The sequence below is a fragment of the Candidatus Palauibacter sp. genome, assembly GCF_965216145.1.
Taxonomy (GTDB): Bacteria; Gemmatimonadota; Gemmatimonadetes; order Palauibacterales; family Palauibacteraceae; genus Palauibacter.
Window position 1 is genome coordinate 3015477 of the sequence record NZ_OZ244149.1, and the last position, 18575, is coordinate 3034051.

An 18575-nucleotide genomic window follows, 5' to 3' on the forward strand; every position below is an offset into this window, starting at 1 on the left:
GCTTAGCTCTCTGGTCCCCGAGGGCTCCGAATAAAATCTGGCTTTAGGTCCTCACCCGAGAGTAGGCGGTGGATCTCTTCACAATGATCATGGAACCGCTTGTGTGGTACGCGCGTGTAGGACCAGCAACTGATAGCGCTCCGGTTGCCTCGAATGACTTCCTCGGCCGCATCCAAATATGCGTCGGCGTCATCCAGCCGCCCCCCGAACCAGGCGGCTACCGCGAGCGCCTGAAGACCGTTTGCATCATCGAGCCAAGGCGACTTGTCCTCCTCGACGTCGAGTGCTTTCAACACCTGCCTGAACGTCTCGGCGTTGGGTTCGCCGCTCTCCGCCCACATGGCCATCGCCAGATTGAAAGTTGTCGGTATTGGGGCAACGTTCAGGTTCTCGTTGATTGCGCGTTCGAAGAACGCTCGAGCCTCCGCAAAGCGGGCAATCGCCATGCAGGCAAAGGCAAGACCCCATTCCCAACCGTCTCTGATTTCGGGGGATACGTCGCCATCGCGTAGGATCCGCTCGAAGATTGCGGCAGCTACACGTCTCTCGGGGGGGGACAGATCCAAGCCCTCGGCGACTTCGGCTTGGTGAGAGGACGATAAGACACTGATTACGGGGCTCCCGTCCAAGTAGATGCCGCGGTCTTCCCTTCGGGCTTCCAACATGTTGAGGCCTCGGAAGATGAGACCGGAGTTGACCTCAGGAGAAGAGTCGTCAACTGGACTCTGGAAGAACATCATCAGGGCTTTGGCGGCCCCCTCGTGGTCACCTGTAACATGGCGAGACTCGGCGAGTCTCATCTGATGTCTCTTGCTCAGAGATCCCAAGTCGGCCATTCTCTCGAACAGATCAGCTGCGTCGAGAATCGAACCACGGCAGTAGCTGGTTTCTGCCAGTTCGCCCAGCACGCCGGCGTCCTCCGCGTACTCCTGCCGTATCCGCCCGAGGTACGTCTCATCGTGCGGGTCGGGTCCGCCCTTCCCCGCGTCCGTGAGATAGTCGAGGACTCCATCTCTGTCGTGTACATTGAGGGCGCGTATCTTCTCCGTGAGTTCTCGATACGAACCGGCGAGCGATGTGCGAGGCCGGGTTCGCGTGTAGATGGGCTGGGTCAGCAGATCCATGCTCTGGTACTGCCTGACTTCAAGCAGGCGCCCGGGCGGGATGGAGAGTGCCGTTCGGAAGGCTCGACGATGCCTCGCCAGAATTCCGTCCTCATCGTCGGCGTCCGGAATCGAGGCCATAACAAAATGCAAGGCGACGGGCTGCTGCCGTCGTGGCGTCGTGCCCTCGTTACGTATGGATTGCACGACTCCCTTCATCCCACGCAAACTCTGGTCGTCCGGTCGAAACAGCGTCACGACGGCATCCGGCAGGTGGCGTGTACAAATGCCGCCGACATCGGTGAAGCCAGTACGGGAATCCAGGAGAACATAGTCGACATGGAGCGCTTCCCACTGCGCTCTCATGTCCTCAAACATCACGTATCCGTCGTAGTCGACGTAGAGTTCATTCCAGTCAATTGCGTTCAGCCGACTGCCGTAGCTTTCGTCGATGCGCCCGGCAGGCATTAGTGAAATCGCACCGCTGCAGTTGTCAGGAGTAGCATCCACGATGTGGTCAGAAACCTCTGGGGCCCGCATGGACTCCATATAGGTGCTGACGTACTCGATGATGCCAGGGTGATCGAAACTGGCGCCCACGTCCGTCTCGGTGGTTCCGCTCGGAGTCGACTTCCAACGGTCAGCATGGATTGCGGGTGCCTCAAGATCAAAATCGACGACGAGTACCCTGAGTCCCGACTGGGCCATCTCGTAAGCCACATTGAGCAAGGCTAGAGTACGGCCGACGCCTCCCTTGAAGGAATAGAACGTGGCTACGTACATCAGGCGACCGCGCTCCGGGGGCTCCAACCGCTGGCCCTGCGGCGGTATGTGCCTTGAAGCTCCGGGGAGAGGCGAACCAAACGGATTGAGGCGCGGGTCCCGACTGCGCTCTGCGTGCCGGGCGAACTCTTCTCGTCCGCTGACGCGCGGAGGCGATCCACGTTGGGAGGATGGCGCAACAACTGAAGATAGCGATCGCAGGATGTGTTCTGAATCAGTTCGCGGCGTTCCCACCGGGCGAGGGTTGCCTCGCCGAAGCCGGTCAGTCGTGCGAAAGCAGCGCGGGACATGCCGTAGCGGTCGCGAAGGGCACGGATCTCATCGGGTGTCAGAACACCAAGGTGTCGGCAGACGACGTCATGCTCTATGACCTCGGCGTCTTCGCCCGTGAACGAGACAGCGCAACTCTTGCACGTGTGAACGGGGATGTCGGCGGTGAGTTCCACCGCGTCGGACCCTATGCCGTAGATGAACGGGTTTCGAACGCGTTCCGTCTTTAGTCCCGGAGTTCCACACATCTCGCAGGAGTCAGGTCCGTCAATTTCACGGAGAACGGTTGGCTTGGAAGCGATTCTAGTCATGGTCGTGCTCGCTCGCGTGGAAACTGCGCAGGAGGACCGTGCTCCCGCCGCGCATTTGCAGCTTCACGTAAATTAACGGCAAATCGGGGGCGAGCCTCGCGCAGAAGACCCAAGCATTCTCCCCCGGAGGTTGGTCCAACACGATAGCCGTTAACGGGATTTCCGACTCGAGGAGGCGTGCGATCTCTCTCCACATGCCGCTTTCGGTCAACGGAGAACGAGACTCGGGATGAAGCACCTGCCGGAAGCGCACATCGGTTGGTCGCTTCGCTGTGTAAGCGCGCGTCCGTCGACCCGTCCGGATCAGCGTGATGAACTGGCGGCGTATCTCGGAATGCTTGTCGGCCTCGCCCGCGCTGGGGCGATCCTGGGCTGCTCTCATGCGAGGCACCGATCATATGATAGCGCAGCAGCCTGTACATGGATTGCGTTAGCCTCTTAGTTTGGCGAAAAGGATATCATATGATCTCATCGAGCGAAAGGTACCCGCCGGAGGAAGCAAGGGTCCCCCGGGTAGCGGATGAGGCGTTCCCGCAGCAACGTCCCGCCTACGATACCACGTCCAGCGCAACCCTGTCTCGTGTCCCTCGTGTCTAGGGGGAGACGTTCGACTTGGAGGCCGATGGGATCACCAGGAAACCCCGGAGGTGTCGTATCCGACCGGACCCAACTTGCTTCCAGAGGTTTGAGGTCTTGGGGTTGTGCCTCGGCGTCCTGTCCTGCGGCGAGCCAACTTCCGATCCATCGCTCGTCACGCAGCGGGACAGCGCCGGCGTCCAGATCGTGGAGGCGTTCCGCCCCGCCTGGGGCGATTCGAGCGGCTGGACCGTCGACCCTGAGCCCATCCTGGACCTGACGCGGTCCGGCCAGGGCGAGTACCACGAATTCTACTAGGTCGGCGGCGTGACCCGTTTCTCCGATGGACGGGTGGTGGTCTCGGGTCAGCAGGAGATCCGCCTCTATGCCGCAGCAGGCGATTTCCTCGGGTCGTTCGGACGGGAGGGGGAAGGGCCTGGCGAGTTCCGACAGATCTGGGGCATGGAACGAATCTCCGGCGACACCCTCCTCCTGCTCGATTATGATGAGCGCGTCACGGTGGTGACGCCCGACCTGACCCTTTCCCGCACGTTCACCCTGCCGTTGTTCACCGATGCGATCTACGATCTCGGCGATGGCACGCTCCTGGTGGAAATCGGTTACGGCAGCATGAGCACGTACGAGGGCTCCGGCGGGCTACGCCGCGAGAGCCTGCTCAGTACGCTCCCCTTCTTCGCTCGCGTCAGCCAGATCGCCACCCGCGAAGGCACGATTCTGCGCGGTTCGGCCGATGCCATGGAGGTGGAGGAACTCGACGCAACCGGCGAACTGATCCGCATCATCCGGATCCCCGACTATCCGCTCGAACTGACGGCGGATGAGATCGACGACGCCCGGGCGTCGCTCGGCGAAAACCTTGGGTCCGTTGCGATGCAGAGGCTCGAGGCGATGTCCGGGATGCGGCCCGCTTACGCCGACATCATGGTCGACCCATCGGGAGCCATCTGGCTGGAGCGGCACCGGGCACGCCACGAATGGGAGACGCCGCAGAGCTGGCTGGTGCTCGACCACGACGGCACATGGCTCGGCCAGCTGGTGATGCCCGCCGGATTCAGCCTCCACGAAGTCCAAATGGACGCACTCCTCGGAGTCCGGATCGACGCACTCGACGTCGAACACCCCCAGGTCCTCCGCCTCCGCCGGAACCGAGCCCCCGCGGCGGGCTGACCTCCGGGCCAAGTCAGCCGCCGAAGCTGATGGCTACCGGATCAGGTGCAGTTCCGTCTGCCGTCTGAGCATCCAGCGGATCTCGCCATCGAGCGTGACCTCGGCCTCTTCCTCCTGCGCCATCCTCACAGGTTGCCCGTCCCATTCGGGGACCGGGGTCGTCACCTGAAGTTCGGTCGAGAACCACATGCCCGGAATCACGGGCGGATCCCCGCGGCCCGGAACGCCCGTCTGATAGTCCCACAGCCCGATGAGCGGGCCGGCGCCGTGGCCGTGGTCGCCGATCGGGTGCGTGTACATCGTACCGTTGAGTCCCTCCGTCCGCATCTTCTCCAGCACCGAAGCCAGGATCTCGTTCCCGGTGCGACCGACCTTCGTTTCCTCGAGGAGGACGTCCTGCAGGCGGTTCGAGTTCGCCAGCGCCTTCCTGAGACCTACGGGCGCCTCCGTCTCGCCTTCCCGGAGGACGTACGCCATGTGCTGGGTGTCGGTCGCCAGTCCGAACGCGACGAGTCCGAAGTCGCAGTGGAGTACGTCGCCCCGCTCGATAACCGGCGCGCTCACCCCGCCCATGTCCGCCCCCCTTCGCTGCACCGAGACCGAGGGTTGGAACCAGGAGTCGAGGCCCAGGTCGTGGACCCGCTGGCGCATCCACCACACGACGTCTGCGGTAGTGGTCTGGCCTGGGACGATGACGACCTCCGAGAAGGCCGTGCCGATGATCTCGTGCACCACCGCCTGCATCCGGCGGTAGACCGGGGTCATTGCGGGCACCCGCATGGCCAGGTATTCGATCGCCAGCAGCGGTTCGCGCACCACGCGGCCTGCGAGATCGGGGCCGAGCGCCGCCTCCATCTGCTCCCATTCACCTGCGGAGAGTCCGTCGGCGAAGTTGTGGTCGTGCGAGATGTTGACCGCAATGCGCCGCGGGTCGCGCTCGCGCACCATGTCGGCGAAGAGATTCCACTGGTCTTCGCCCCACAGCTCCGCCGCCCGCCCGTCCGGGGCGGTAGCCGTGGCCCGCACCGCCTCATACACCCCGCCCTGAGACGTGCCTCCCAGAGCCAGCCGCTCCACACCCGCCTCCGGCCCCCGGTCGTGGAAGATGTAGATCGTCCGCCGCCGCGCCGCGAACGTCGTGGGAGAGACGAGGGCGGGGAAGACGGGATCCTCATTGTACTCCCGCATCGCCACGACCCACATGTCCACCCCGTGCTTCCGCATCAGCATGGGGAGGTTCTTCTCGAGCCTCTCCGCCAGCCACGCCTGCTGCGTCCGCGCCTGCTCCCGCAGCGTCCCGAACGGCCGCTCCGGCTGGTAGTCCCGCGCCTGAGCCTCCAGCCGCGCCCCGTGGCAGGGGAGCATAGCTGCTATCGACAGTGCTACGGGCAAGAGAACTCGGCCTGCGCGCGGGGTCTGTGCGATCTTCGTCATCTCGTGCCTCTCACCTCTTTGTAGACGGACGGCGACAATCCGACCAAGGTGGCCGGTTCGTAGTTCGCGGCATAGGGTCGCAGATGCACGCGTTTGTTGTTCCCCGGATGAGGGCGCGGCGGTAGCTTGGCGTGCGTCGGAACTTCGAGAGCCAGCGAGGTGCATCGCCCCTGTTCGAACGGTGTTCCCAGTCCCCATGAACCGCTTGTTTGCCGACGACCTGAGGGATCGTCCATCCTACGCGTGGGCCGAGGCCGGACGTCTGGTAGGCTTGCATCCGGCCCGCGTGCGACGGTGGTTGAGAGGTAACGACTACAGGCACGCCGACGCGGTTCGGCACCAGGCGCCTGTCGTCAGGCGGCAGGGTGCCCGAAGAACATCATACGCTTCGTTTCTCGATCTCGTGGATCTGTTGTTCGTGAAGCTTTTTCTCGATCACGGCGTTTCCCTTCAGAGGGTCCGGGCGGCATTGCGAGAAGCCTTCGAGATAACCGGGACGACACGCGCGTTGCGAGAGACCTTCTTCACCGATGGAAGCGACATCTACGTCAAGGTGCGGCACGCGGGCGACGCGATCCTCGAACTGCTCTCCGGTGGACAATGGACCATCGCGCCCGTCATACAACAGCTCTCCGCCCAGATCGAATTCGATCCCCCCGGAGGGTTGGCCCGTCGCTGGTATCCTCTCGGCCGAGGAGGGCATGTCGTACTCGACCCCCTCGTGTGCTTCGGCCGTCCCGTGGTGGTCGGCAGGAGGGTTGCAACGGCGAACGTCTACGATCTCTTTCGCGCCGAGCACGAGCGCGTTGAGGCCGTCCGCGCCTGGTGGGATCTGACGGACAGCGAGGTGGAGGCGGCGGTGAAGTTCGAGCGACAACTCGCAGCGTGACCTTCCTCGTGGACAACAATCTCAGCACTGCGCTGGCCGCGGGCATGAAGGAGTTCGCCGCGAAAACCCGGCGCCCCTTCGCATTCAGGGTCCCGCCATCCGGGACCAAGTACACGCCACTCCCATTGGACTGATCGCTGCACGTCTGTTGCGCTCCAACTTCGGCGTCGGCGGCATTGAGAAGGAGCGAAGGGTGATACAGGCACGGAAGTGTCGGTCGGTGCGGCCCAGCCAATGGTTGCCTCCAGAGAGCGGCCTCCGAGTCGTGGGACCACTTGTCCTGGCGGCGGCCTTCGTGGTTTCGGAGGCCGCCGTGGCTCCGGGAGTGGCAGCCCAGACCTTGGCCGTCACAGGGGCGACCATCATCGATCCCCTCGCCGACGCGCCGCTCGCGGACGCGGTCGTGCTGATGGAGGACGGGCGGATCACCGCGGTGGGGGCCGCGGGCGCCGTGGACGTTCCCGCGGGAACGGAAATCATCGATGCTCGGGGAAAGTACATCATCCCCGGGTTGATGGACGCCAACCTGCATCTCTACCTGAACCTGGACCTTGAGACCCTCATCAAATACGAGGGTCGGTACCACGAAATCGTGCTGGAGGCGGCGCAACTCACGCTCAAGACCGGGCAGACGACCGTCTTCGACACGTGGGGACCGCTGGGCGCGCTGGCCCAGGCCCGCGACATGATCAATGCGGGCGAGGCGCCCGGGAGCCGCATCTACTTCGCGGGCAACATCATCGGTTTCGACGGGCCCCTCTCGAGGGATTTTCGCGCCGAGGCGGCCGCGCATGTGAGCAAGGCGTTCATGAACCGCACCAACGAAGCCTGGGAGAAGGGGACCGGCCGCGACCTCATGTGGATGACGCCGGATTCCGTGCGCGCCGCGATCCGCGAGTACACGGGCACGGGCGTCGATTTCCTCAAGTACGGGTCGAGCAGCCACGTCGAGATGTACTTCATCTCCTTCTCGGAACGCGTCCAGCGCGTGATCGTGGAGGAGGGGCACCGGGCGGGCATGACGGTCCAGACCCACACCACCTCGGTCGAGAGCCTGGACATGGCGATCGAGGCGGGCGTCGACATCATCACGCACGGCGACATCTCGGGCCCCGTCGTCCCCATCCCGATGGAGACGGTGCGGAAGCTGGTGGAGCGGGATATCGCGGTCTCGGCGCTGCCGATCACGCAGCGGCGGCTCGAGGCGCTGCAGCAGCACAACCCGGACGGCACGCTCACGCCCTACATGGCCATCGGCCGTGAGAACCAGACTCGAATGATCGAGGCGGGTGTTTCGTTGCTCCTCTCGACGGACGCCGGCATCAAGCACCCGGTGCTGCTCGCGGAGTCCGGCACGATCGCCTCGGACACCGTGGACCAGCGGACGAAGCTGGGCGAAGGCCACTTCAACGCGCTGGCCGCACTCGAGGAACTCGGGATGGCGCCGATGGAGATCCTGCGGTCGGCTACGAGTCACATCGCGCGCGCCTACGAGATGGAAGGCGAGATCGGCTCGCTGCGGCCGGGAATGATCGCGGACCTCGTGATCCTCGACGCGAACCCGCTGGAGGCCGCCCGCAACTACCGTTCGATCCACGCCGTGATCAAGGACGGCCGCCGAGTGGACATCGACGCGCTCCCGGTCGCCCCGATCATCAGCGTCCTGAAGCCCGACAACTGATTCGGGCGAATCCGGGTCGGATCATGGACCGGCGGTGGCGTACTTCCCGGCCGGACTCACATCGATCACGACGATGCTGATCTTCGCGCGCTGCTCGGGAGACAGCCGCGCTTCAAGTCGCTCCTTCAACTCGGAGGACGTCTTCGGCAGGCGTCCAACAGGGGGAACGGTCGTCCGGTCCCGCCCGAACCAGAAAACGACGTAGATGCCGTATCCTTCCGATTCCGGCGCCCGCGTGTACTTCGCGATGAGTTGCTCCTCGGCGGACCGCCACACTTCGCGGTGTGTGCTCTTCTTGAGTTCCAGCGGGATGGCGACCCCTGACCCCAGGGCGACTCGAATGTCTGCGCGTTTGTCGTCTGCGTATCGACCTTCAGGCGCAGCGTCCAGATCGTCGGGACGGAGGACCTTCTTCAAGTCGGAGAGCAGGGCGTCCCTGCAGTCGTCCTCGTGCTGCGGGGCGGTCGGCCGCCGCGATCCGCGGTTGCGGTGCCAATACTGCAGCCAGTCGTTCGTCTCACCGTCCCGAATGTGTTCTGCAAGTTGCTCCAACGCGTCGAGCAGCACGGCGACCAGATCTGCGGCGCTCCTTGGGGGTCCGCCCCTCAGCGTGTCCTGGATGCTGGCCAGATCAGGTGCTTCGTGCTTCGCCCGACGCCGTCTCGCGGCTTGCTGGTCCCGCGCGTGAGCGAGTTCTTCGCTCCATGCGCTCAAGCCCGGACTGGAGATCAGCGACTTCAAGGCGGTGGCGGCCTGCTCGTCTGTACGGCCGGCGAGGCCATTGATCCAGGCCGACATGACAGGTTCGAACTTCAGCCGGGCCGCCTGGTCGCGCCCCATGAAGCCGGCGCGCTCCGGTGGGACGAATCGCGGCAGCCGACTCCCGACGACCCGAATCAGGGTGGCAAGTTCGTCTGCCCGCCAGGCTTCGGCAGGGATGCGGATGCGCATCCGGCGATCGTGCGAACCGAAGAAGTCCACGGCATGACGCACGCGCACGTCGCTCCCGCTGCTGAGGAAATCCGTGAGCTCCGGCAGGCACTGTTGTCTGGCGACGAACAGTCCGGCGCACAGCCACTGCGCTCGCTGGGCCACATCCATCCCGCGGCGTTCGAGCCGGCGGAGGACCAATTGCCGCAGTGCCTCGGCGGACATGAATCTCGCATCCAGGGCCGCCCACAGAGCCACGCGCAAGGCCTCGCACTGTGGCGCACTGCACCGGCTGGGAAAGACTGTAAGCAGCCGGCTGACGGCAAGCGCCGCCACGCGCTCGTATTCCGGATCGAAGGCCAGATCCCAGAGGTGCGGTTCCGGCGACTGCTTCGCGCGCACGCGGGCCCGATGTACAGCCACCAGAGCGTCCGCCACCGCCGCCGGGTGTGAGGCCAGCGCTTCAAGATACCAGGCGGGACGAGTCTCCGACCGAGGATCGTCGGGTAGCGAGTAGTGCTTTCCGGGCAGGTTTGAAACAAAGTAATATCCCAACGCCCGCCGAAGCTGCTTCGGGTCCAGACGGTCCAGCGGGTCTGTTCCCGCGCGTTCCCCTTCCGCCAGTCCCGCGAGGAAGGGAAGGGCGAAGTAGGACATTTGGTTGGTCTCGTGCAGGTGGACCGTCTCGTCCAGGTCGGGCAGATCGTCCCGGTCCAGCAGGCTGCGGAATCCCGAAAGAGTCGCGTCCACAAGCGCCTGATCGTCCCCGAGTTGTCGTCGGAGCCGGGTCACCGCCGCGTCGCCCGATCCTTCCTCCGCGAGACCCTCGAGATATTGCTGGGCAAGCTTGTGGAGCACGACCGGCGGACAGCGGCCTTCCCGTAGTTCCGGTGCATGTTTGCGGACCGAAGCCCCATACTCCTCCTGCCGTTCCCGGACGCGGGCTTCAAAGGCAGCATGACGTTCCTTCCACGCGACACCCTCGCGTTCCCAGCGCGCTCTCGCCTGCAAGCGATCCTCGTTCCAATCCTCCAGAACCGGAATGCCCCGTACCGATTGTGCGATTCCCTCGTCGGCAACGGGCGGCCCCCAGTCCGGTCTCTGTCGGACAGCCCACAAGGCAAGTTCCTGCGCGATTCTCGGCTGCGTTCCTGCCAGATCCGTCGCCTGCACTAGGCACCACTGACGGAACCCCTCAGGCGGATTCTCGCCGAGGAACTTGTCTCCGACCGATCCATCGAGAAACTGGACCCCGATCTCGGATTCGTGCTCGGCCAGACCGCGCAGAATGAGTGAATTGCGGACACCTTCCCGCGACTTCAACCAGGCTTGGATTCGATCTCCAGCATCGTCGAAAAAGCCCCGGGTCACGATGTCTCGGCAATGCGCCGGTACGAGTCCTGGGCGCTCCTGGCCGGCCTCCACAAGTCCAAACCAGGCGTACAGTGCTTCACTACTCGTATCGTCGCCGAATACCTCGAGTCCTCGCGCAAGCAATTCCAGCACGACATGCTCCAACCCGTGCCGTTCGAGCCGCGGGATCGCTTCCGATGCGCAACTGCACAGCGAGTCGAGCAACTCGCGGATATGCGTATCAGTCGATCGGTCCACGACAGCGAGCCAGAACCTCTCGTAGGAGTGACACCCATGGGCTGGTGAGGTTGCCAGGTAGTCCCAGATCTTCGCGGGCGGCAAGTCCTCTGGATACATTCGGTCCAACATCGTCCCGAGCAGCCTGTTCGCGTCGTCCGGCAGACGCCCTTTTTTCACTTCGACAAGCAAGCCGCGCAGCAGGGTGCGTCCGACAGGGTTATCGCGGAGAACGCGGTTGAGAGCCACGAGCGCCCGGCACCGGACGTCGGCGCGCCACGTGGCGTCGCGGAGGATACCTTCCAACCTCTGGCGGTCGGCCTCGGATTCGGCATCAAGGGCGATGCCGTCGTCCGCGTCCGAGCGACGAGTCCTCGCCGAGAAACCGGAGAGCAAGAGCCAAACGAGGTGCTGCCTCGCATCCGAGCGCTTCGGAGACGAGGTCAACTCCCAGAGTGCCGAGCGGTCTCCGTCCCCGGCCAAAGCTCCGAGTGCGACCCCGGAGGGCCAGACGCGGCCGAGTTCGATGCTCTTCTCAAGGCGCTCGAACAGTCCCGTCCGCTCGTCGGAGGTGAAGCCGCTCGCGTCGCCATCGAACGCCACTGCGACCGGATCCGCTTGAATCAGCGTCCCCCGGGCATCGGGGTTGAGAGCGGCGAGCCAGGCGGCAAGCCCCCGGAGGTCGGGCAGGGGAATGGCGTCATGACCCATGAGCAGCGACAGCGCGCGCCTGACGGTGACGCCTTCGTGAGCCTGGATCCTTCCGGCCAAGAACCTAGCACCCAAGAACTCGGCCAGGAGTCGATGAGTCGGAGTTCGGAACGCGGCGGAACCACGGAACAATCCGGACTCCAGAGCGGCGAGCAGGGTGTCCCTGTTCTCAGCCTCCACTTCATCGAGGGAAAGGATGTCGGGGTCGTCCGTGTCGGTTGCCGTCCAGCCCCCCTTGCCCGCAATCAACATCAGCGCCGACAGCTCTCCGGCCGCACTCAGAACCGCGTCTCGGGAGGGCTGCGCGATCCTCCGGCGGGCGTCCCGGTGTTCGATGTTCCGTTCCCTGGCAAGCTCCCGGCAGGCGCGTTCGAACGCTTCCGTGGGGGTATCGGGCCAGCCTGACGCCTCCACGGAATCGAGAAGTACTGCGAGCAACTGCGGGTTCCAAAGGAAGGTGTCCATCCCGTGCTCGAAGGCCTCGACAATGAACTTGTCGGCGTCGTCTCGGCGCCGGGCGACGATCTGCCGAACGAGCTCGCGACACAGCGGGTTCAGCTGGAGGACCCGAATCGGTTCAGATGTAAGGGAGGACAGTTCCCGTTGGTCTCCTCGCTCCAGCCAGCTGCCGGTACGGCACGAAAGGCGGAACGGCGGGTTCCCCAGTGTCTCGATCCGGGCCAGGATCTTGTCCAAGGGCGATCTCGGATCCGCGCGGCCAGCACGCACTTCGTCCAATCCGTCAACGAATAGCGGCCCTGCCCGCCAGTTGGGGTGGCTCTCGAGGTCCCGGCTCATGAACCGGCGGGCCGAGAGCGGATCGGGAGCCCCCACCTGGTTGGCTTCCGTCTCGAACGCGGTGCTCTTTCCCAGACCCGGCTCGCCCAACAGGACGTAACAGTGGTCCGAGCGGAAGTCGGCCAGCGACAGGCCCTCTTGGCCGAGCCGCTCATCGTCCTGCGGCACGATCAACTGGACGGTGCGGGGTACGGGCGAGTTCATGTCTCTTCCAGCCAATCGTCCGCGCTCAGCGAGAGGAACTCGTTGAGCGGAATCCCTCCCGTGCCCACCACCAAGGTTCCAGCGCCGCGGAAGCGGCTCGCGAAGGCTTCGAGGCCGGATGCCCTTCTTGATTTCCCGCTCTTGACCTCTATCCCGAGCACGTGGGGCCCGCGCGCGATGACGAAATCGACCTCGTGGGGAGGGTCACGCCAGAAATGGAGCTGCGTCGCCGTGTGGCGCGTGTTGTAGAGATGCGCACCCACTGCGCTCTCCACGAGCCGGCCCCAGTAGGACCGATCGGCCCGCGCCTCCTCGAACGTGTAGCCCGCCGGCGCCGTCATCAGTGCCGTATTGAGCACGTTGAGCTTCGGCGAAGACCTCTTCCCCAAGTGCGGGGCCGGTGTGTAGCGGGACAGCCCTGTCACCAGTCCGGCGTCCGAGAGAAGATCGACGTAGCGCGCCAGGGTGGTCGTGTTGCCGGCGTCTTGAAGCTGGCCGAGCAGCTTATTGTAGGACATCAGCTGGCCGGAATACCGTGGAGCGAGATCCATCAGCTGCCGCATCAGAGCCGGCTTCGTGATTCGTGTCAGGCCGACGATGTCCCGCTCGATGGCGGGCGCAACGATGGCGCGCGCAATGTGGTCCCGCCAAGTCGCCAATCGTTCGGATCCCGGCACGGTAGCTAGCGCCCCGGCGTAACCGCCGAAGAAGATGTATTCGTCCACGGTAAGGTCGAACGCACGCGCCATCTCCCCGAGCGACCAGTGCGGTGTCGGCATGGCGGTGAAACGCCCCGCGAGACTTTCGTGAAGCCCGGTCAGCATCTGCCACGGAGCCGACCCCAGGATGACGACCCGCAGGTTGCGCCCGGCCCGGCGGTCTCCGTCCCACAGTCCTTTGACGACGTTGGACCAGCGGGCAATGTGCTGGATCTCATCGAGCACGAGCACGAGGCCTCGGTCCAGGCGCGCGGCCGCCCGGCGGGCACTCTCCCAGATTCCAACCAGCCATCGCTCGTCCTGGGAACTGCCTGCCGGGATCGCCTCCACACCGGTCAGCAGTCCCGGCGCGTCGGACTCGTCTGGCGTCGGGTCATCGAGCGGTACATACCAGCACATCCGCCCGGTCCCCTCCAAGCGGCTCCGCGCCTGGCGGGCGATCGTCGTCTTTCCGGTCTGGCGGGGCCCCGTGATTGCGACGATCCGCATGCTGCTGTCCTCTTCCAGCAGCCCCAGGAGTCGTGCGACATGAGGGCGTTCGTAGGCGTCCATGTCGGTCATGATACGTTGCTAAGTAAAATTACTCAAGAACGTATCTACATGGCTGTGCAGGCCGATTCAACCGAAGGAGGTCATCAGGTGAGCGGCGATGATGGCGCCGTGCTCGCGGCCGTTCTCGATGAAGATCTTGTTGGCGTTGAAGCCGGCGGCGATCACGCCCGCGATGTAGACGCCCGGCTCCGGCGTCTCCATGGTCGCCGCATCGTGCGCGGGTATCCCCGTGTCCGGATCCGACTCGACCCCCAGGTCCTTGAGAAGCGCCGCGTCCGGCCGCCAGCCCGTCATCGCGAGCACCCAGTCGTTCGCGACCTCGGTCTCCGCCCCCGTCGTCTCCTCGACGATGGTCGCTGTACCCGCCCCGAGGCGCGCGATGCGGGATCTCCAGTGCATGGGGATCTCCGCACTCGCGATTCGGTTCTCGACGTCGGGGCGCACCCACGGCTTGACGCCGCGGTCCAGGGTGTCGGCGAAGTGCACCATCCGGACGCGGGCGCCGTTCCGATACAGGTCCAGCGCCGCTTCCACGGCGGAGTTCCCGGCCCCCACGACGATCACGTTCTGATCGAAGAAGGGGTACGGTTCCTTGTAGTAGTGGATGACCCGGCCGTCCAAATCGCCGCCGTCCGCCTCTCCGCCCTCCAGCCCCAGCCGGTTCGGCTCCCCGAACCCTCCCGTGGCGATGACGACCGCCCGCGAGGTTATCCGGTTCTCACGGCCGCCGCGGGTGCGGGTGTCGAGGGTGAAAGCGCCTTCCCCCCGCTCGATGCCCGTCACATCCTCGTACTGGCGGACCTCGATGCCGTGGTGAGCGACGACATGCCGGTAGTAGGCGAGCGCGTCGCGGCGGGTGGGCTTGGGCTCGGGAATCGTGAACGGAACGCTGCCGATCTCCAGCCGTTCCGCGGTGGAGAAGAAGGTCATGTAGGAGGGATAGTGGGTCAGTGACTCGGTGATGCACCCGCGGTCGAGGATCGCGTAGCTCAGCCCGCGCTCCTGGACGGCGATCGCCACGGCCAGGCCGCAGGGGCCGGCCCCGACGATCGTCACGTCAAGCGGTTCCGAAACCGATTCCGACTCGGCGATGGAGTTTGGGGTCACCCGCGCCTCTCCGGGAGATTCGTGAGCGCGGGATGGTAATCACTGAACCGGAGACGGGGAACCGGGAGAGGGTCAGCCGCCTTCCGATCCGGTTTCGTCGGCGACGCGACGCTTGAGGCAAACGGGCTGCCGCTCAACAAGCTCGGATCGATCCTCGTCGGGGATCGTCTCCCATTCGTCCGGCGGCGTGCCCACGAAAGCGTAGCAGGGGCGAGCCGGTTCCCACCCGTGGAACTCCGCCAGCCACCTCTTCGTTGCTCCCACCCCGGCCCCCCAGCCGGCCTCGGTTCGCACAAGCTCAAGTTGCATGTACTTGGGCACGCCGTAATCGGCGAGGACGCCGAAGCCGGACAGGTCGTCGAGTTCCTCGGCGTAGGCTCCATGGGCGTTCCGATGGTGATCCTGCGCCGCAATCAGGGCTTCGAGGCTGGCGAGGCGGCTTTCCCGCATGCGCTCGAGATACTGCTGCGTCAGGACATAGGTCGCCCCCAGACGGACCTCGAGTCCCAGGTACTCTTCGACCCACCTCCAGCACACGATCGCCACCCCGTACACGTTATCATCCGCGTACCATGTCGATGCGTCGCCCTCGAACAGTTCGTCATCGATGACCAGAACCGACACCGGCATGTCGGGATCTCCACCCTCCCGCCGCGAGTCACACCCGAGTCCGTCCGCGGACCCCGCCGGGTCGCCGGATGCGAGGGTTCCCGCAGAGACGAGAAGGAGTGCGGCGAATATGTTCGGCAAGAGGCGGCCTCCCGCTGAAGTCCTCAAGAACCTTCGATCCTGTCCCTTAAACGACCTGAGCAACCCTATGGTGACGGGAGCCGTCTTCCGATCCGGCTTCGTCGGCCATCGGGAAGATCTTGTGCAGCGTCATGTTCGGTGATCTTGTCGTCCGATTCCGCGGGACGTTGCTCCCGCGCGGCAGACCTGAACAGCCAGGCCGATCCGAGCCACAGCGCAACGAAAAACCCGTTCAAGAAGACGATCTCGGGCACGGAGCTGACCGCGACCTGGTGCTTCCCGGCGATCAGCGCGAACACGGCGACCAGCGCCTGCGCGAGCGCCATTGCGGTCAGGGTGCGAGACATGCCCCGTGGCTTGAGGCGGGCGATCAGGGCACCGATGACTCCGACGGCAAGCACCCAGCCGTACAGCAGGTCGAAGGGGTCGCCCTCAACCCCGATGAGGCCGACGGCACCGATCACCCATACCAGGATGAATGCCGTCGCCAGCGCCGCGCCGACCGCGAATCGGTATGCCGAGGCGGCTTTGATTCTCATCCGCTTCCTCCTCCTTCGCCTGCGGGGTTCTTTCCGTGGAATCTGGAGTAACGTCGGTCGTCGCCCCTCGAACGACCAGAGAGAACGGAGCGGCATCCGCTTGATCCTTCGGGTGCCGCGGGTGATGTTCGGGGGAGGTTCCCACGCGCGCAGGAGGCAGGTGATGAGCACGGTCGAGACCGCTTTCGCTCCCGTTCCGTCCCCGACGGAGCCCGGCATGGATGACGCCGCAATCCGGCGTGCGCGCGTCGACTTCGCGGCGGTGCACCGGATCATCGTGCACGAGAACATGCACGAGGGCACCTGGAACCACTTCAGCTGCAAGGTGCCGGGGAGGCCCGGTCACCTGCTCATCACGCCCGGGCAGATGCACTTCTCCCGCGTGACGGCCAGCAACCTCGTCGAGGTGGGCCCGGACGGACGCCCTGTGGGCGGGGAAGGACGGCTGAACGTGAGCGCGTGGGCGATCCACGAACCGATCCAGCGCGCGCGCCCCGACATCATGTGCGCGCTCCATATCCACGCCCCGTACAGCACCGCGCTCGCCTCCATCGAGGGCTGGAGACTGGAGGAGCGGGGGAGCCAGAACGCCGCGGTATTCTACGGGAACTGCGCGTACTTCGGGTACGAGGGGATCGTCACCGAGGCGGAAGAGGGCGAGGGCATGGTCGAGGCCCTCGGCGACAAGCGGGTCCTCTTCCTCGCGAACCACGGTGTGCTGATCGTCGGCGATACGATCGAGAAGACGATGCTGTGGCTGTACCAACTCGAGCGTGCCTGCATGAACGAACTGCTCGCGCTCCAGGCGGGGCGAAGCCTCCGGCGGATCCCGGTCGAGGCCGCGCAGCACAACGCGGACATGTCCGTCGAATCCATGGGCGAGGCCGGCTACCTGGAGGGCATGAAGGAAGTGCTGGACGCCGAAGGCCAGGACTACGCCACCTGACCCGCCGCGCCCTCCGGGAGGAGGATGCCGGGGCTTGCACAGCTTGGGTAAGTCGCCCATCTTACCATCATGCGAACCACTATCTCCACAAGGGGGCAGCTCGTACTCCCGGCTGAGCTTCGGCGGCGAGACGGCGTCGTGCCCGGCCAGGAATTCGAGATCAAGCGGCTCGGGCGAGGAGTCTACCGACTCGCTCGCGCCCCGGCGGCGGTGAACGAGGGTCTCGTCGACCACCTTCTGGCCTGTCCCGCGAAGGGCGGGTTCGTACCGGTTCCGTCTGATTCGACCGCCGACCTGCCCGCTCCGGGAATCGAGGAGCCGGCCGATTCGATACCTCGTTGACGCGAACGTCCTTTCCGAGGCGACCAGGACGAGACCTGATCCGCGCGTCGTCACATGGTTGCGGAACCACGAACCGCAGATCGTCGTCAATCCGGTCGTACTCGGAGAAATCTGGTACGGAATAAGATTGGTGGCGCCCGGGAAGGGTCGCGAGGCGCTCGAGTCGTGGTTCGAGGAGGCCGTTCGCAGGATTCAATGCGTCCCGCTGGATGCGAACACGGGGCTTCGCTGGGCGGAACTCCTGGCGCGTCTCCGTTCCCGGGGACGGCCGATGCCCGTCAAGGACAGTTTGATCGCGGCGACCGCCCTCGCCCGCGGGCTGGTTGTGGTCACGCGGAACCGAAAGGACTTCGAGCCCGCGGGAGTCGAGATCCTCGACCCATTCGAAGGTGGCGATTAGCCCCGTCACGACCTGGCCAACTGTCCGAGAACCCGGCTTGCGATGTGTTCGCCGATCGCCAGGCAGGCGGTCGCGGCGGGGGAGGGCGCGTTGAGCACATTCACGACGCCCGGCGCCGAAAGCCTCGGTAGCTCAGCGCTTCCAGCGCGTCCGGCACCCGCCCGGAGAACCGGCCGTAGGCCTCTCGACCCCAGGCCCACACCGCGTTCGGGCCGAGTTCGACGCGTCCGGCCACGTTTCGCGTGAAATGAGCGCCCAGATGCGGCAGCCGGGGATCCGGAACCGGGTAGATGTTGCCGCGCACGCGGTCGGCCGCGGCTCCAGAGAGGCCCCAGTATTCGCCCCGGAAGGGGAGGACGCGGAGGCGGGGATCGTGGCCGAGGAGCCGCATCACCCGGTCGACGTGCAGCCCGGCGCAGTTGACGACGACGCGGGCCTCGACGTCGCCCGGCGGGCCGATCAGGCAAGTGCGGTTCGGAGTGCGGCGGGCCTCGCGCACCTCGAAGCCGGTGCGGACCTCGTGCCCGGCGCGCGACAGATCGGCCGCGAGGGCACGCGCCACGTCGCCGAAGTCGACCGCCCCGGTGGCGGGTATGCGGAGCGCCTCGATGCCGCCCGCGCGCGGCTCGCGCTCGGCGATTCCGTCCGGGCCGATCCGCTCCATGGCCACGCCGTTGGCCCTGCCGCGCCGTTCGAGTTCATCGAGGGCCGGGAGCTGATCGCGCGACATCGCGACCACGATCTTGCCGGTG

General features: G+C 65.3%; 16 protein-coding genes. 7 read left to right on the forward strand and 9 right to left on the reverse strand.

From position 1 onward, the window contains the following. Positions 1-2: 2 nt before the first annotated feature. A complete protein-coding gene (locus ACOOHF_RS12805) occupies positions 3-1886 on the reverse strand; it encodes a KGGVGR-motif variant AAA ATPase (RefSeq protein ID WP_420461995.1) in 1884 nt (627 codons plus the stop codon). Positions 1887-2056: 170 nt separating this feature from the next. On the opposite strand from ACOOHF_RS12805, the gene ACOOHF_RS12810 reads away from it, so the two are divergent. Then, positions 2057-2386, forward strand: a complete 330-nt coding sequence (locus ACOOHF_RS12810) for a hypothetical protein (protein ID WP_419935232.1) — start codon at positions 2057-2059, stop codon at positions 2384-2386. A gap of 73 nt (positions 2387-2459) precedes the next feature. On the opposite strand, the gene ACOOHF_RS12815 is transcribed toward ACOOHF_RS12810, so the two are convergent. Beyond that, on the reverse strand, positions 2460-2849 hold the full coding sequence (locus tag ACOOHF_RS12815; RefSeq protein WP_419935233.1) for a hypothetical protein: 390 nt from the start codon (positions 2847-2849) through the stop codon (positions 2460-2462). Positions 2850-3160: 311 nt separating this feature from the next. On the opposite strand from ACOOHF_RS12815, the gene ACOOHF_RS12820 reads away from it, so the two are divergent. After that, on the forward strand, positions 3161-3361 hold the full coding sequence (locus ACOOHF_RS12820; RefSeq protein WP_419935234.1) for a hypothetical protein: 201 nt from the start codon (positions 3161-3163) through the stop codon (positions 3359-3361). A 9-nt stretch (positions 3362-3370) separates the two neighbouring features. Continuing rightward, positions 3371-4231, forward strand: a complete 861-nt coding sequence (locus ACOOHF_RS12825; RefSeq protein ID WP_420461996.1) for a hypothetical protein — start codon at positions 3371-3373, stop codon at positions 4229-4231. Between the two features lie 33 nt (positions 4232-4264). Here the strand turns inward: ACOOHF_RS12825 and ACOOHF_RS12830 are convergent, their stop codons facing one another. After that, positions 4265-5596 carry a M24 family metallopeptidase gene (locus tag ACOOHF_RS12830; RefSeq protein WP_420461997.1) on the reverse strand — a complete coding sequence of 444 codons (1332 nt, stop codon included), beginning with the start codon at positions 5594-5596 and terminating at the stop codon, positions 4265-4267. A 265-nt stretch (positions 5597-5861) separates the two neighbouring features. Here ACOOHF_RS12830 and ACOOHF_RS12835 point away from each other — a divergent pair, with 265 nt between their 5' ends. Continuing rightward, complete coding sequence (locus tag ACOOHF_RS12835; RefSeq protein WP_420461998.1) at positions 5862-6554, forward strand: DUF433 domain-containing protein; 693 nt, start codon at positions 5862-5864, stop codon at positions 6552-6554. A 265-nt stretch (positions 6555-6819) separates the two neighbouring features. Further along, on the forward strand, positions 6820-8235 hold the full coding sequence (locus ACOOHF_RS12840) for an amidohydrolase family protein (RefSeq protein WP_420461999.1): 1416 nt from the start codon (positions 6820-6822) through the stop codon (positions 8233-8235). Positions 8236-8256: 21 nt separating this feature from the next. On the opposite strand, the gene ACOOHF_RS12845 is transcribed toward ACOOHF_RS12840, so the two are convergent. The 5 genes from ACOOHF_RS12845 to ACOOHF_RS12865 all read right to left on the reverse strand — a co-directional run bounded on the left by ACOOHF_RS12845 (position 8257) and on the right by ACOOHF_RS12865 (position 16135). Further along, positions 8257-12468, reverse strand: a complete 4212-nt coding sequence (locus ACOOHF_RS12845) for a hypothetical protein (RefSeq protein WP_420462000.1) — start codon at positions 12466-12468, stop codon at positions 8257-8259. After that, entirely contained in the window at positions 12465-13748 is a 1284-nt protein-coding gene (locus ACOOHF_RS12850; RefSeq protein ID WP_420462001.1) for an ATP-binding protein, read from the reverse strand. Before ACOOHF_RS12850 ends, ACOOHF_RS12845 begins: the two co-directional genes overlap by 4 nt. Before the next feature lie 57 nt (positions 13749-13805). Beyond that, the gene (locus ACOOHF_RS12855) at positions 13806-14846 is read right to left on the reverse strand and encodes a YpdA family putative bacillithiol disulfide reductase (protein WP_420462002.1); all 1041 of its coding nucleotides are present in this window, start codon (positions 14844-14846) and stop codon (positions 13806-13808) included. A 72-nt stretch (positions 14847-14918) separates the two neighbouring features. Next, the gene (locus ACOOHF_RS12860; protein WP_419935243.1) at positions 14919-15596 is read right to left on the reverse strand and encodes a hypothetical protein; all 678 of its coding nucleotides are present in this window, start codon (positions 15594-15596) and stop codon (positions 14919-14921) included. A 65-nt stretch (positions 15597-15661) separates the two neighbouring features. Next, positions 15662-16135 (reverse strand): hypothetical protein, encoded by a 474-nt coding sequence (locus ACOOHF_RS12865; protein ID WP_420462003.1) that lies wholly within the window; start codon positions 16133-16135, stop codon positions 15662-15664. 217 nt (positions 16136-16352) lie between these two features. Between ACOOHF_RS12865 and ACOOHF_RS12870 the strand changes: the two genes are divergently transcribed. Together ACOOHF_RS12870 and ACOOHF_RS12875 are read left to right on the forward strand one after the other, a co-directional pair. Beyond that, a complete protein-coding gene (locus ACOOHF_RS12870; RefSeq protein WP_419935245.1) occupies positions 16353-17081 on the forward strand; it encodes a class II aldolase/adducin family protein in 729 nt (242 codons plus the stop codon). A gap of 325 nt (positions 17082-17406) precedes the next feature. Beyond that, positions 17407-17823 (forward strand): type II toxin-antitoxin system VapC family toxin, encoded by a 417-nt coding sequence (locus ACOOHF_RS12875; RefSeq protein ID WP_419162250.1) that lies wholly within the window; start codon positions 17407-17409, stop codon positions 17821-17823. Between the two features lie 100 nt (positions 17824-17923). On the opposite strand, the gene ACOOHF_RS12880 is transcribed toward ACOOHF_RS12875, so the two are convergent. Beyond that, a complete protein-coding gene (locus tag ACOOHF_RS12880) occupies positions 17924-18562 on the reverse strand; it encodes an FAD-dependent oxidoreductase (RefSeq protein ID WP_420462004.1) in 639 nt (212 codons plus the stop codon). Between the last annotated feature and the right edge of the window lie 13 nt (positions 18563-18575).

Coding starts and splice junctions, on each gene's coding strand:
- ACOOHF_RS12805 (WP_420461995.1), bottom strand. CDS start 1,886: ATGTACGTAGCCACGTTCTATTCCTTCAAGGGAGGCGTCGGCCGTACT.
- ACOOHF_RS12810 (WP_419935232.1), top strand. CDS start 2,057: ATGGCGCAACAACTGAAGATAGCGATCGCAGGATGTGTTCTGAATCAG.
- ACOOHF_RS12815 (WP_419935233.1), bottom strand. CDS start 2,849: ATGAGAGCAGCCCAGGATCGCCCCAGCGCGGGCGAGGCCGACAAGCAT.
- ACOOHF_RS12830 (WP_420461997.1), bottom strand. CDS start 5,596: ATGCTCCCCTGCCACGGGGCGCGGCTGGAGGCTCAGGCGCGGGACTAC.
- ACOOHF_RS12835 (WP_420461998.1), top strand. CDS start 5,862: ATGAACCGCTTGTTTGCCGACGACCTGAGGGATCGTCCATCCTACGCG.
- ACOOHF_RS12845 (WP_420462000.1), bottom strand. CDS start 12,468: ATGAACTCGCCCGTACCCCGCACCGTCCAGTTGATCGTGCCGCAGGAC.
- ACOOHF_RS12850 (WP_420462001.1), bottom strand. CDS start 13,748: ATGACCGACATGGACGCCTACGAACGCCCTCATGTCGCACGACTCCTG.
- ACOOHF_RS12865 (WP_420462003.1), bottom strand. CDS start 16,135: ATGAGAATCAAAGCCGCCTCGGCATACCGATTCGCGGTCGGCGCGGCG.
- ACOOHF_RS12870 (WP_419935245.1), top strand. CDS start 16,353: ATGGATGACGCCGCAATCCGGCGTGCGCGCGTCGACTTCGCGGCGGTG.